Here is a 16,007-nt window from a genome sequence, read left to right as displayed (position 1 = left end):
TAATATAATGCTTTTAGCAACACTAAGAAATGCAAATATTCTTATTTCCCCTGCTAATAAAATTAATTGCTGCATATTTTTCAATAAATCGACTGGAAAAGCCAAAAATAAATGAATTATCTTTTTATGTTTTATACCTTTGCAGTAAATGAAGAAAAAACAGCTCATACTAAGTTTATCTTTTGCTGTCACGATATTGTTCTCAATATTGTTTCAGTCTATACATAGTTATGAGCATATTGTAAAGCAGCTTTCAGAAAAACAGTGCCATCATAATTACAATGATCCGAACGGCGAAATAACACATCAGCATCATGATTATGACGTTTGTTTTGTCTGTCATTTTGCTTTTGAAACTTTTATTCTTCCACAAGATTTCTCTTTTGAGTTTCGTTCATTTGATAGAGAAACATTTTATTTCTTCCCATTTTCAGAGAAGATTTTTTCAATTTCCAACACTTCGTATTTCTTACGGGGACCTCCTGCCGCTATAGTTTCTTAAGTTTCGATTATTCGAAAAAAAAGCACATTTCTTTTAATGTAAAATTCAAATAACATTGAGTTTCCTAATCCTATTTTATCCATTAGGATCAGAATGCTTTATTGTTGGCTTTTGGTTTTTCATTCGAAGAAAAAATTCCACTTAACTATAGCATCATTTTCAAATGAAAAAATTTATAATTGCCCTTTTTTTAGGGTTTTCGAGCATGCTTGCTGCTCAAAATTCGGTTTCAGGAACCGTAACTGACAATCAAAATAACCCATTACCTGGCGTTTCTGTGTATGCTTCAGAATTACATAAAGGAACTACAACGGACGCAAACGGAAAATACGAATTGAATAATCTTCCAAATGGAACCCTACGTATTGCCTTTACTTATGTTGGATATGCCAATCAAAACAAGACGATTGCTAAATTATTGAAACAAAACACACTAGACATTGTTCTTGAAGAATCTATTTTAGAAATGGACGAGGTAGTGGTTTCAACGCCTTTTAATAAACTGCAATCGCAAAACGTAATGAAGATTGAGCACGAAAGCATTAAAACATTACAGCAAAAAGGAACTTCTACTTTAATTGAAGGCTTGGCAACAATTCCTGGAGTTTCTCAGATTTCAACCGGAACCTCTATCGGAAAACCAGTTATTCGCGGACTTAGCGGTAATCGTGTTTTGGTTTATTCTCAAGGTGTACGAATCGAAAATCAGCAGTTTGGAGATGAGCACGGTTTAGGTTTAAACGATGCGGGAATAGAAAGTGTTGAAGTTATTAAAGGTCCAGCTTCTTTGTTATACGGTTCTGATGCTTTGGGCGGTGTTTTATATTTCAATCCTGAAAAATTTGCTGATGCGGGCGATTTTAAAGCTAATTTCAGTCAAAAATATTTTACAAATACACAAGGAAGCAATTCCTCTATCGGATTAAAAACTTCTACAGATAATTGGAAATTTTTAGCGAGAGGAAGCTACAACACACATTCTGATTACAAAATTGCTGACGGCGATCGTGTAACCAATTCACGCTATAATGAAACTGATTTTAAAACTGGAATCGGGTACAGCAACTCAACTTTTTCTAGTGTTGTAAGATATAATTTTAACAAACTGGACATTGGAATTCCAGAAGATGGAATTGCAGAACAATCTTCGAGCAAAGACACTCAATTTCCGAGACAAGGAATTTACAATCATTTATTGAGTTTGAATAATGTGATTTTCTTTGAAAATTCAAAACTAGATGTTGATTTAGGATATATTGCTAATGATAGAAGCGAATTTGAAGATAGCAACGAAGCTTCTTTACACATGAAATTGAATACTTTCAATTATAATGCGAAATATCATTTTCCTAAATTCGGAAAAATTGAAACTATTTTTGGTGTTCAAGGAATGCACCAGACCAACAAAAATTCTGGAGAAGAATACTTAATTCCGGATGCAACAACGAATGATTTTGGTGTTTTTGGAACTGCAAATTACGAATGGGACAATAGTGTTATTCAAGCCGGATTGCGTTTTGATAACAGAAACATCACTTCTATCGCGCACGGAATTGAAGGCGAAGAAGGTTATTTTCAAGCTTTAGATCGTTCTTTTGATAGTTTTAATGCTTCTTTAGGTTACAAAACAAAATTGGCTGAGCCTTTAACTTTTCGTTTAAATGTGGCAACAGGATTTAGAGCGCCAAACTTAGCTGAATTAACTTCAAACGGTGTTCACGAAGGAACAAACCGTTACGAAATTGGAAATGCAAATCTGAAAACAGAACAAAACGTTCAGACAGATTTGAATTTAGAATATAAAAACACGCATTTTGAGTTTTTCGTAAACGGATTCTATAATCACGTAAACAATTACATTTATACTTCGCCAACAGGAGAAGTTTTAGAAGACAATGATGTTTTTGCTTATGTTCAAGATAATGCACAGTTGTACGGTGGAGAAGTTGGTCTTCATTTTCACCCACATCCGTTAGATTGGTTACATTTTGAAACGAGCTTTGAAACAGTTACTGGTAAAAAAGACAATAAAGATTATCTGCCTTTAATTCCTGCAAACAATTGGAACAACACGCTTAGAACTGAATTTAATATCAAAAATTGGCTAAGCGAAGGTTTTGCTTCTTTGAACGTTTCGTCTACTTTCAGCCAAGATAATGTAAGCGGATTTGAAACTGCTTCTAAAGGCTACACTCTGGTGAATTTAGGTTTTGGAGGAACTGTAAAACTAGGAAAAACAGCATTTGACATTAACCTCAACGGAAACAATTTATTTGATAAAAAATATATTGCACACCTTTCTAGATTAAAAACAGACGGTATTCCGAATATTGGAAGAAATATCGTTTTGGGAGTAAATTTTAATCTTTAATTTAAGCGCAAAGAGTTTACACAAAGTTCGCTAAATTTAAAAAATTGTGATTAAAAAATCTCGCAGAGACGCAAAGTTAAAAAAACCTCTTTGCGACTTCGCGTCTTTGCGAGATTAAAACATTGCGCTCTTTGCGTTAAACATTTACCAATCTCACAAAAAGTGCTATTTTTGTTACAACAGATAAAAACTAACTATGAAAAAAACATTTTTGTTAATGGCAATTACAACCGCAGGAATATCATTTGGACAAGGCAAAATACAATATCCGCAAACTAAAAAAGGGGAAACTGTCGATGTTTATTTTGACACCAAAGTAAGCGATCCGTACCGATGGCTTGAAGACGACAAATCTGATGAAACTGGTGCTTGGGTAAAAGCTGAAAATGAAGTTACTTACGCTTATTTAGATAAAATTCCGTTTCGTGAAGAACTTAAAAAACGAATGGAAAAACTTTGGAACTACGAAAAGATTGGAGCTCCATCTAAAGAAGGAAAATTTACGTACTACTCTAAAAACAACGGACTTCAGAATCAATCTGTTGTATACAGAAAAGATCAAAATGGTAAAGAAGAAGTTTTCTTAGATCCGAATACTTTTTCTAAAGACGGAACAACGTCTTTGGGCGGACTTGATTTTTCTGAAGACGGAAGCAAAGCAGCTTATGCAATCTCTGAAGGCGGAAGCGACTGGCGAAAAGTTATTATTATTGATGCACTTTCTAAAAAAGCTATAGAAGATACTTTAGTGGATATAAAATTCAGCGGGGTTTCTTGGCACGGAAATGAAGGTTTCTACTACTCTAGTTATGATAAGCCAAAAGGAAGCGAATTATCTGCTAAAACAGATCAGCACAAATTATATTTCCATAAACTGGGAACTTCTCAAAAAGAGGATAAAGTAATTTTTGGAGCAGATCAAAAAAGAAGATATGTTGGCGGATATGTTACTCAAGACAATCATTATTTGGTTATTACAGCCGCCAATTCGACTTACGGCAATGAATTGTACATTAAAGATTTGACAAAACCGAACAGTCCGATTGTTACAATCGTAGACAACTTTAACAGCGATAACAGTGTTATCGAAAATGAAGGAAGCAAATTATTTATCGAAACCGATTTTAATGCGCCAAACAAACGTGTTGTAACAGTTGATGCAGCAAATCCGAAACCTGAAAACTGGAAAGATTTTATTAAAGAAACCAAAGATATTTTATCTCCTTCAACTGGTGCAGGTTATTTCTTTGCTAATTACACAAAAGATGCTGTTTCATTTGTACAGCAATATGATTATAACGGAAAACTAGTCCGCGAAATCAAACTTCCGGCTGTTGGAACTGCGGGCGGATTTAGCGGTAAAAAAGAAGATAAGATTTTATACTACAGCTTTACCAACTATACAACTCCAGGAAGCATTTACTCTTTCGAACCAAAATCTGGTAAATCAGAAGTATATCAAAAACCAAAAGTTGATTTTAAAAGTGAAGATTACGAGTCTAAACAAGTATTTTACACTTCAAAAGACGGTACAAAAGTTCCAATGATTATCACTTATAAAAAAGGAACAAAATTAGACGGTAAAAATCCAACTATTCTTTATGGTTATGGCGGATTCAATATTAGTTTAACTCCAAGTTTCAGCATTGCCAATGCCGTTTGGATGGAAAACGGAGGCGTTTATGCAGTGGCTAACCTAAGAGGTGGTGGCGAGTACGGTAAAAAATGGCATGATGCAGGAACGAAAATGCAAAAACAAAATGTATTTGACGATTTTATTGCTGCAGCAGAATATTTAATTGCTCAAAAATATACTTCATCAGATTATTTAGCTATTCGCGGAGGATCGAACGGAGGTTTATTGGTTGGCGCAACTATGACGCAACGCCCAGATTTAATGAAAGTGGCTTTACCAGCGGTTGGAGTTATGGATATGCTTCGTTACAATGCTTTTACAGCTGGTGCAGGATGGGCTTTTGACTACGGAACTGCTCAAGACAATAAAGAAATGTTTGAATACTTAAAAGGATATTCTCCAGTTCATAACGTTAAAAAAGGAACTCATTATCCGGCAACAATGGTCACTACCGGAGATCATGATGATCGTGTTGTTCCTGCACATAGTTTCAAATTTGCTTCTGAGTTACAGGAAAAACAAACAGGAGAAAATCCGGTTTTAATTAGAATTGATGTTAAAGCAGGACACGGAGCAGGAAAATCTGTTGCGGCTTCTATTCAAGAAAATGTAGACATTCAAGCTTTCACACTTTACAATATGGGTTTTAAAGCTTTACCGAAAAAGTAAAACTTTAAACTGATTTTTTTTTAGCCACGAATTCACGAATTAATTTTGTGAATTTGTGGCTTTTTGTTTTGCCACAGATTAAAAGTATTAAAATGATTTATTCTTGTGCTTTTAATTTAATCTGTGAAAATCCTTTAATCTGTGGCAAAAATTCAAAAAATAAATTCGTGGCAATTCGTGTAATTCGTAGCAAACCTTTTTTAAATTTGGGAAACTAAAAAACCAAACGATGAAAATTATAAAATGGGGAATTATAGGTTGTGGAAATGTAACTGAAGTAAAAAGCGGGCCCGCTTTTCAGAAAGCTCCAAACTCTGCTTTAGTTGCGGTTATGCGAAGAGATGCAGCTCTTGCCGAAGATTACGCCAAACGCCATAATGTTCCGAAATGGTATTCTAACGCTGAAGATTTAATAAACGATCCAGAAGTTGATGCTGTTTATATTGCTACTCCACCATCATCTCATAAAGAATATACTATTTTATGTGCCAAAGCTGGAAAACCAGTGTATGTTGAAAAACCAATGGCACTAACTTTTGAAGAATGCAATGAAATGATCAGCGTTTGCAAAGAACATAATGTTCCTTTGTTTGTTGCTTATTATAGAAGAGCTTTGCCACGCTTTTTAAAAATAAAAGAAATTATCGACGAAGGTAAATTGGGTAATATCCGACATGTAAACTGTGTTTTATATCATCCTTTTGAAGCACGTTATGATGATGAGATCAATCTTCCGTGGACTGTTCTGCCTCACATTTCGGGAGGTGGAATTTTTGTTGACCTTGCCTGTCATACTCTAGACTTTCTAGATTTTGTTTTAGGTCCGATAAAATCAGTTCGCGGACATGCTACTTCTCAGCTAATGGCTTATCCTGCAGAAGATGCTGTTTCTATGTCATTCTTATTCGAAAATGGAATTCACGGTTCTGGAATATGGAATTTTGCGAGTTTTGAACGTTATGATAATACTGAAATTGTAGGCAATAAGGGCAAAATCTCTTTTTCAACCTTTGGCAACGATCCTTTACATATTCAATATGCTGATGGAGAAAAAGAAAGCATTACAATAGAAAATCCACTTCATATTCAACAGCCTTTTATTGAAACCGTAATTTCTGATCTTTTGGGCAATGGAGTTTCTCCATCTAAAGGAATTTCTGGCGCAAGAACAACTTGGGTAATTGATGAAGTTTTAAAAGAGTTTAGAAATTCTTCTAATAGTGGTATTTAGAATTGAATTGCCTCCTGCTTTAGCTGGAGGTTTATAAATTTATTAAGGCATTAGGGCTTTAGTCAAATGTAGGTTTGGCTAAAGCCTTTTTATTCTGGTCCATTTTAAACCTCCAGCTAAAGCAGGAGGCAATTCATCCTAAAAACTTTGACAAAGGTTGACATTGTAAAAAAAAGAGGATATTCTTTCGAATATCCTCTTTTTGTAAGCTATAAAAAAGCTGTAAAATTATAGGCTGTATTTGATCCCTAATGTTAATCCTAATCCAGAAATTCCAACATATGAACTTAATTCGTCCATTGGCTTATCTTTATTAACTCCATTTGGATTTGTTAGAGCATTGTTTGAATTTACATCTAAACCTTCTCTATAATTAGTATGAATTTGAGCTGTAGTTCTAGAAGCTAAAGCATCATTTCCATTTACAGTAAACTCAGTTGTTTCTTTTGTTTTACCATGTACAGTAAAGTTACGGTACTCTAATTCAGCAAAAGCAGAAAGATGTGAAGTAAGTTTGTAAGTTGTACCAACAGCAGCTGTAAATCCGATAGTTGGGTTTGGTTTTACTTTATCAACACTGTGAACATTTCCAAAAACTGGAGCACCTGTACCTGGATTAACTCCAACTGGAGCAACAGCATCAGTTTTAATTTCTAAATCTCCATGAATTGGAACTAAAACCCCAACTTTAGTATAAGGTTCAAATCCGTTAGATTCTCCTAAAAACATAACAATTGCAGGCGCTAAATCAAAAGCTGTAATTTGACCAACTGATTTAAAATTGTAAATTCCTGTAGTTGCAGATGTAGGGATATATGGCTGATCTGAAGTAGTCTGTGCCATAGTTTTATCATTACTAGAATAGTAATTAACCCCTAACTCAACTCCGATACGTGTTGAAAAACGGTAACCTGCAGTTATACCAGTTCTAAAACCTTGTCCAAAAGAACCTGTAATACTTTTTTCAGAAACCAATTTTCCTCCTACATATGTTCTATCTAATGCAGCATTTCCTCCAACAGTTGGAAACTCAGTTGAAGCAGTTTGGTTGAAATAAGATCCTCCCAATTTAAAATACCAGCTTTCTGGTTTTTCTGCTTTTTCTGTTTGCGCCATTGTGGCCATAGAGCAAACTAATAATCCTAATAAAAATAGGTTCTTTTTCATAATTTTGATTTATTGATTAGTACAAACATAGAATATTTTAACATATTCCTACAGCTTGTAAAGTTAGACTTGGAACGAAAACGTTGTAATTTTGGACAATATTACTAAAAAACTATTATGCACGCATATTTTTAACATAAAAATTTAACATGTGTTTAAATTTTAACTGTTAAATTTTTAGTTCAGTTTAAAATTAATCTGCATTTTCTCTAATTCCTCTAATAATTCAGTTGAAATTCTAACTTTCAAACGACGGCTTGGCATCGTTAATTTGGTTACCACTTTTATTTCTTCAACTTCATTTACCTCTTGGATCTTTGTGTCTTCCATCGCACTATCTTCATTGTCATTTTCTCCTTCAAAAACAGCATCATCTGAATCTTCAAAATCTGTTGGAGTTTCAACCTCAACCAATTTTTTTATTTTTTCTAATTCCATGATTTCAAAAGTAACAGAATTCTCTCCTTTGTTTTCAGCAAACAAATGACTCAGTTTATGAATAAATTCAGGATGAAGATCTTTAATATTCAGTAATACGATCAACTTTTTAGCAAAAGCTTCCAAGATATCCTGCAATTGTCGAATCTCGACAAACTGCATTCTAGGATCTGATTTTTTACCTGTGTCATGGTTTACCCATCCGTCTTTGATCAATATTTTTAAAAAGGCAAAATTGTTCTGAATTAAGAAGTGGCGGAATTTTAAATATTCCTCTCCAAAAATCTTAAACTCGTAACTTTCGTCATACCCTTCCAAATTGAAAGCTGCCCAGCCTTTTCCATTTTTGGCTACACGATGTTGTACGTTATTGATAATTCCGGCAAAGTGCAAATTCTTTCCAACATATTCATTCATACTCTTTAAAGCTTCCAATCGAGCGTTACAGAAGTATTTCATTTCAAATCTAAAATCATCCAACGGATGTCCAGAAATATAAATTCCGACAACCTCTTTTTCTTTAGCCAGTTTTTCCATTGTACTCCAGTCTTCACATGGAGGCACAACTGGTTCTGCGATTTGTACTTCACTAGTTTCTCCAAACAAACTTACCTGAGATGAGTTTTCATTTTCCTGAAATTTCGATCCGTAGCGCATTGCTTTTTCGTAGAATGTAATACCGTCTCCATCATCGTGGAAATATTGCGCTCTGGTTGTTCCTTCAAAAGAATCAAAACCTCCAGCCAATGCTAAATTTTCAATCGCTTTTTTGTTGGCTGCACGCAAATCGATTCGCTTCGCCAAATCAAAAATCGATTTATATCTTCCGTTTTTTCTGTTTTCTACAATCGTTTCAACCGCTCCAGAACCTACTCCTTTAATCGCTCCCATTCCAAAACGAACGGCGTAGTCATCGTTTACAGTAAATTTATAGTACGATTCGTTTACGTCTGGACCTAAAACTTGCAATCCCATACGTTTGCATTCTTCCATGAAGAACGAAACCTGTTTGATATCGTTCATATTATTCGAAAGTACCGCTGCCATGTATTCCGCAGGATAATGCGCTTTCAAATAAGCCGTTTGATACGCAATCCAAGCATAACAAGTCGAGTGAGATTTGTTGAAGGCGTAACTCGCAAAGGCTTCCCAGTCTTTCCAGATTTTCTCCAGAATTTTGGCATCGTGACCTTTTGCTGCGGCTTGTTCGACAAACTTAGGCTTCATTTTATCTAGTACGTCTTTTTGTTTCTTACCCATCGCTTTACGTAAAACGTCGGCCTCACCCTTTGTAAATCCTGCCAAAGACTGAGACAAAAGCATTACCTGCTCTTGGTAAACCGTAATTCCGTACGTTTCAGACAAATATTCGGCACAGGCATCTAAATCGTATTTGATTTCTTCATCGCCGTTTTTTCTTCGAACGAAAGATGGAATATACTCCAAAGGTCCCGGACGATAAAGTGCATTCATGGCAATTAAATCTCCAAAAACCGTTGGTTTCAGATCTTTCATGTATTTCTGCATTCCAGGCGACTCGTATTGGAAGATTCCAACGGTTTCACCTCTTTGGAAAAGCGCATACGTTTCTTCATCATCAATCGGGAAATTATCTGGATCAAGATCAATTCCTGTTCTATATTTTACCAGTTTAACGGTATCTTTTATCAGCGTAAGGGTCTTCAGACCCAAGAAGTCCATTTTCAGCAATCCGGCACTTTCTGCAACCGAGTTATCAAACTGTGTTACATATAAATCAGAATCTTTTGCTGTAGTAACGGGAACATAATTCGTAATATCAGACGGTGTAATGATTACTCCGCAGGCGTGGATTCCCGTATTACGCATCGATCCTTCAAGGATTTTTGCCTGCTGAATGGTTTCTCCTGCCAAATCATCTTCGTTGGCAATCGCGATTAATTCTTTTACATTATCAAATTCGTCCGAACGAAGCGCTTTTTTAACCTCATCTTCACTCTCCGAAATAAAACGCGCCAAATTCCATTTTGACGGCATCATTCCCGGAATCAGTTTTGCAATTCTATCGGCTTCAAACAATGGTAAATCCAATACACGAGCCGTATCACGAATTGCCGATTTGGTCGCCATTTTACCATAAGTGATAATCTGCGCAACCTGTTTTTGGCCGTATTTGTTGATTACATAATCCATTACACGTCCACGACCCTCGTCATCAAAGTCGATATCAATATCGGGCATCGATACACGGTCAGGATTAAGGAAACGCTCAAAAAGTAAGTCGTATTTAATTGGGTCAATATTGGTAATTCCGAGACAATACGCAACGGCCGAACCCGCTGCAGATCCACGACCTGGCCCTACCGACACGTCCATTTTTCTAGCTTCAGCGATGAAATCCTGTACAATCAAAAAGTAACCCGGATAACCTGAATTTGAAATCGTCATTAACTCAAAATCCAAACGCTCTTGAATCGATTCGGTTATTTCGCCATAACGTCTTTTGGCACCTTCCATAGTAAGGTGTCTCAAGTATTTATTTTCCCCTCTTACACCGCCATCTTCTTCATCTTCGGGCACCATAAATTCTTCTGGAATATCAAATTTAGGAAGCAATACATCTCGATAAAGAGAATATATTTCGACCTTATCTATAATTTCCTGAATATTGATAATCGCTTCGGGCAAATCGGCGAAGAGTTTTTTCATCTCTTCTTCCGACTTGAAATAATATTCCTGATTTGGAAGTCCGTAACGATAGCCACGTCCACGTCCAATTGGCGTTGCCTGTTTTTCACCGTCTTTTACACAAAGTAAAATATCGTGCGCATTGGCATCTTCTTTATTTAAATAATAAGTATTGTTGGTCGCAATTAATTTGACATTGTGTTTTTTCGAAAATTCAATCAGAGTTTTATTGACACGATTTTCATCTTCCTGATTGTGGCGCATCACTTCTAGATAGAAATCTTCGCCAAATTGTTCTTTCCACCAAATTAAAGCTTCTTCGGCCTGATTTTCTCCAATATTTAAGATTTTACTCGGAATCTCTCCATATAAATTCCCAGACAAAACCATGATATCTCCTTTATATTGCTCCACAATTTTGCGGTCAATTCTCGGAACATAGTAAAATCCGTCGGTATAGGCAATCGAAGCCATTTTAGCCAAATTGTGATAACCCGCTTTATTTTTAGCCATCAATACAACCTGATAACCATTGTCTTTTTTACTTTTATCTAAATGGTTTTCACAGATATTAAATTCACAGCCAACAATTGGTTTTACTTCCGTTTCTGTTGGTTCTTCTCCAGCTTCAACTAGAGCTTTATTCTTTCCAGAAGCTGCTTTGTTATGGTTCATAACGGCACTCACAAAGTGGAAAGCTCCCATCATGTTTCCAGTATCGGTCATGGCAACGGCTGGCATTCCGTTTTTAGCGGCAGCGGCAACTATATTCCCAATTCCGATAGTCGATTGAAGTACCGAAAACTGTGTATGATTGTGTAAATGCGCAAATTTTGCTGCTTTAAAATCGGCTTTATCTTCTTCTGAAACGACATTTTGCTGTCCTTCTCCAGCTAAAGCTTTAAGCTGTTCTCTGATTTTATCGGAAGCTGCTTTTAAGTTGATATGCTTTAAACCAATTAACTTAAATGGCTCAGCATTTCTTTCCTGAAATTCTTTGAAATACTCCTTCGGAACGTCTAATTCTTCTTTTGTAAAAACTTCTCTTCTAACCAATTCTAAGAAACAACGTGTAGTTGCCTCAACGTCGGCAGTTGCATTGTGCGCTTCCGCGAACGGCTGATCGAAAAGGTAGCTGTGTAATTCGGTCAAAGTTGGAAGTTTGAATTTTCCTCCACGACCTCCAGGAAGCTGTAATAACGAAGCCGTAACTTCGGTACAAGTATCCAGAACAGGCATCGAACTCATTTTAGATTCCACTCCCATTCTATGGAATTCGGCTCCCATAATATTAACGTCGAATCCTAAATTTTGTCCAACGATAAATTTGGTTTTGCTTAAAGCGATATTGAATTTCTCTAAAACTTCGGCCAGCGTGATTCCATCGGCTTCGGCCAATTCAGTAGAGATTCCGTGAATACGCTCGGCATCATACGGAATATTAAATCCTTCAGGTTTTACCAAATAATCCTGATGCTCAATAAGCTGTCCCATCTCATCATGAAGCTGCCACGCGATCTGTATACAGCGAGGCCAGTTATCAGAATCGGTTATCGGGGCATCCCAGCGTTTTGGTAATCCGGTTGTTTCGGTATCGAATATTAAATACATAGAGTGAAAATACAAAAATTAAACTCCAAATCCCAAACTTTTCCAATATAACCGTCTGATTATATGGGACATAAAAAATCGCTTTGTAAATTATGGAGTAAGTTCAAATTTACGCTTTTTTTTCGCTTGAAGAAATAAAGAATTATCAATCTTCGCGTTTAAAAAATCATGAGATTTTCTTATAAAAAAAGATATCTTTGAACCTTCAAGTCAAAAACAAAAACAATTAATTTTATGAAAAAAATCTACTTTTTTGCATTTATTTTATTAAACCTTTTAAGTTCTTGCAGCAGTGACACTCCTGAAGAAAACAACTTAACCGCATCATTTAATTTATCTGCAACGACAGTTAATGTAGGAGATGACATTAAAGTAACGAACAAATCTACTTCCAGTAAAGAAATTGTTTCTTATACTTTTAATTTTGGCAACGAAACGAGTTCTACAGAAAAAGAACCAACATTTTATTATGATCGTCCTGGAGACTTCAATGTTAAATTAGTTATTAAAGACGTAAATGGAAATGTTGCCACAAGCACTATTACTGTAACAGTAAACGCAGAAAACTCTCTTTTACTTAAAAATCAGCTTATTGGCGGTTCAGACGTTTATCCTATTGAAATTGGAATAAATGATAATAAAATATTTTATACAGAATCATATAGATCTGTAACAACATCTACTACTAGTTACTACAGACATGTAGAATATGATGATGCAACTAAAACTTTTGCAACTAAAATTATCACAGAAAAAAATGGTAATTCTGGTCATGCTCAAACAACATATTTAAACAACGGAAATAAAATTGTAAATGTGGTTCAATCTATGTCTTCTTATGCAGGAACGATAGAAACAGAATTTAATACTGATTGGAACCCGGTTAGGTCTGGTTCTTCTGGTACAATTTATGGTTCTGTTAAAAATAATGACCAATACTATTTTTACGGATCTTATGAAAATAATCCCGCAATTGAAATAAGAAATAACGAGGGCAAACTTGTAAGCAGAAAAACATATGAAAGCACTATTAAAAATGGATTTATCGGGAATCTTATTAAAACAGGAACTACCTATGTTGCTTTTGGAGGCAAGTACGAAACATCGTCATCAAGTTCACTTCTGAATTATAAACCATTACTTTTATTTCTTAATGAAAATCTAGAGATTACAAGTCAAAAAACTTTTGATACAAGCACTTTAAAAGATATCGTTATAGATTGGAATCAGGTTAATGGCTCTTTCAAAGCTATAAAATTGACAAATGGAAACTTAGCATTATACAGCCATAATGAATTAAGAATTACAACAGGTCAAGGCGACGAATTAAAACTAATTAAACTGTCGAATACTGGAAATATACAAGGCATTATAGAAATTGAAAACGGCTTTATTGCATCTAGTTTCCAAAGATTAGAAAAATATGATAATAGTGGGAATGTATTAAAATCTATTTCGTATCCTGGTTTATATAATTCTGGTTTTGTTAAAAAAGGCGATTTATATTATTTTGCCGCAGGGTGTGGATCGAGTTATGAAAATATCTCGGTTCTTGAAATCAAGCTTGGAGCAGTTGATGCTAATCTAAATTTCAAAAAAATCTAAAAAATTAAAATGTATAAAGAGGATAAATGATCATTGCGATTATTTATCCTTTTTTTATTCTATATACTCGCGAGAGAATATCTTACTATCTTATATTTTTTATTTTAAAATTCATAAAATTTCATAAAAATAAACTTCTTGGATGTCGTAGTATTTAGACGTTTTATTGAGTCTAAATAGCGAATCAAAAACTCCTTTAAAAGCACTAAAAAACTCAAAAAACGTCTTTTAAGCAGAGATTTTAAAACTAACAATTATTACTATTTTTATTCATTTTGTTAGATTTTTTCAATTAAATTCTTATATTTTATATTGATTTTGAGATAAATTTGCAAACTATTAAAACAAAAAACAATTAGGCAAAATTAAAGTCGAAAAAGAAAAAGCAAATCAGTTTCTTCATCATTTTTCTTTCAAATTTTAGTCTGCAAAAGCCGTTTGGCAATTTGTAAATTAGTTTGGGTATCGTATATAATGAAATATCGAAATTGACGCTTTTTTATCTTTTTTTACTTTTGTTTTGCTATTATAATGAACAGGAAATTGCTGTGGTTATAGAAATTACAATTAAAAAAAATAAAAAATGAGTAAGACATTATTTGACAAAGTATGGGATTCACATGTAGTGCGTAAAATTGAAGATGGACCAGATGTGTTTTTTATTGACCGCCATTTCATTCATGAAGTTACGAGTCCTGTTGCTTTTTTAGGATTAAAGTCAAGAGGCGTTAACGTTTTATACCCGCAACGTACTTTTGCAACTGCAGACCACAATACACCAACTATAAACCAACATTTACCAGTTCAGGATCCACTTTCTGCTAACCAGCTTCAGGCTCTTGAAGACAATGCTAATGAATACGGAATTTCGCACTGGGGACTAGGTCACCAAAAAAATGGAATTGTACACGTAGTTGGTCCTGAAAACGGAATTACTTTGCCAGGCGCTACTATTGTATGTGGAGATTCGCATACGTCTACTCACGGTGCTTTTGGAGCTATTGCTTTTGGTATCGGAACTTCTGAGGTTGAGATGGTGCTTTCTACTCAATGTATTATGCAGCCTAAACCAAAGAAAATGCGTATTAACGTAAACGGTCAATTAAGCAAAGGTGTTGGTCCAAAAGACGTTGCACTTTATATTATCGCTCAATTAACTACTTCTGGAGGAACAGGTTATTTTGTTGAATATGCTGGTGATGTTTTTGAAAACATGACTATGGAAGGCCGTATGACAGTTTGTAACTTAAGTATCGAGATGGGTGCTCGTGGAGGAATGATCGCTCCTGACCAAACTACTTTCGATTTCCTTGAAGGAAGATTATATGCTCCAAAAGGTGAAGCTTGGACAAAAGCTGTTGAATATTGGAAAACTCTTAAAACGGATGCTGATGCTGTTTTTGATGCTGAATTAAACATCAAAGCGGAAGATATCGAACCAATGATTACTTATGGTACAAACCCTGGAATGGGAATTGGTATCACAAAACATATTCCGAATGCCAAACAAGTTGAAGGCGGTGAGGAAACTTACAAAAAATCTTTAGCTTACATGGGCTTCCACGAAGATGATGTGATGATTGGAAAACCAATTGATTATGTTTTCTTAGGAAGCTGTACAAACGGACGTATTGAAGATTTTAGAGCTTTCGCTGAAATTGTAAAAGGAAGAAAAAAAGCAGATAATGTTACCGCTTGGTTAGTTCCAGGTTCTCACGTTGTTGAAGCGCAGATTAAAGAAGAAGGAATTTTAGATATCCTGACTGAAGCTGGTTTCGTATTACGTCAGCCGGGTTGTTCTGCTTGTTTAGCAATGAACGATGATAAAGTTCCTGCCGGAAAATATGCAGTAAGTACTTCAAACAGAAACTTTGAAGGTCGTCAAGGTCCTGGCTCAAGAACGCTTCTTGCAAGTCCAATTATGGCTGCTGCAGCTGCTGTTACAGGAAAACTAACAGATCCAAGGGAATTATTTTAATTCCCGCTGTAAGCTTTAAGCAATAGGCTTTAAGCTTCTAACAGAATTTAAAAAAGGTCTACAGCTTAAAGCTTATAACCTAAAGCAAATAAAAAATAAACGCTGTGCAAAAAGCTTAAAGCATACAGCTTA

7 protein-coding genes are annotated in these 16,007 nt (G+C 35.1%); 5 read left to right on the top strand and 2 right to left on the bottom strand.

Features of this window, described 5'->3' with window-relative positions:
- The first annotated feature begins 665 nt into the window (after window positions 1–665).
- From M0M44_RS06790 to M0M44_RS06780, 3 genes are all read left to right on the top strand, one after another.
- Window positions 666–2,873, top strand: a complete 2,208-nt coding sequence (locus M0M44_RS06790; RefSeq protein WP_248729084.1) for a TonB-dependent receptor — start codon at window positions 666–668, stop codon at window positions 2,871–2,873.
- 196 nt (window positions 2,874–3,069) lie between these two features.
- Entirely contained in the window at window positions 3,070–5,178 is a 2,109-nt protein-coding gene (locus M0M44_RS06785; protein WP_248729083.1) for a prolyl oligopeptidase family serine peptidase, read from the top strand.
- Between the two features lie 229 nt (window positions 5,179–5,407).
- On the top strand, window positions 5,408–6,409 hold the full coding sequence (locus M0M44_RS06780; RefSeq protein WP_248729082.1) for a Gfo/Idh/MocA family protein: 1,002 nt from the start codon (window positions 5,408–5,410) through the stop codon (window positions 6,407–6,409).
- Between the two features lie 228 nt (window positions 6,410–6,637).
- Here the strand turns inward: M0M44_RS06780 and M0M44_RS06775 are convergent, their stop codons facing one another.
- Window positions 6,638–7,576, bottom strand: coding sequence for an outer membrane beta-barrel protein (locus M0M44_RS06775; RefSeq protein WP_248729081.1), 939 nt, complete (start codon window positions 7,574–7,576; stop codon window positions 6,638–6,640).
- 177 nt (window positions 7,577–7,753) lie between these two features.
- A complete protein-coding gene (gene dnaE / locus M0M44_RS06770) occupies window positions 7,754–12,292 on the bottom strand; it encodes a DNA polymerase III subunit alpha (RefSeq protein ID WP_248729080.1) in 4,539 nt (1,512 codons plus the stop codon).
- Between the two features lie 234 nt (window positions 12,293–12,526).
- Here dnaE and M0M44_RS06765 point away from each other — a divergent pair, with 234 nt between their 5' ends.
- Window positions 12,527–13,897: a PKD domain-containing protein gene (locus M0M44_RS06765; protein WP_248729079.1), complete on the top strand. Its 1,371-nt coding sequence runs from the start codon at window positions 12,527–12,529 to the stop codon at window positions 13,895–13,897.
- A 583-nt stretch (window positions 13,898–14,480) separates the two neighbouring features.
- Window positions 14,481–15,875, top strand: a complete 1,395-nt coding sequence (gene leuC, locus M0M44_RS06760) for a 3-isopropylmalate dehydratase large subunit (protein WP_248729078.1) — start codon at window positions 14,481–14,483, stop codon at window positions 15,873–15,875.
- The last annotated feature ends 132 nt before the right edge of the window (window positions 15,876–16,007 follow it).

This window comes from Flavobacterium humidisoli, assembly GCF_023272795.1.
Lineage (GTDB): Bacteria > Bacteroidota > Bacteroidia > Flavobacteriales > Flavobacteriaceae > Flavobacterium > Flavobacterium humidisoli.
This window is presented reverse-complemented; position numbering and strand designations above follow the sequence as displayed.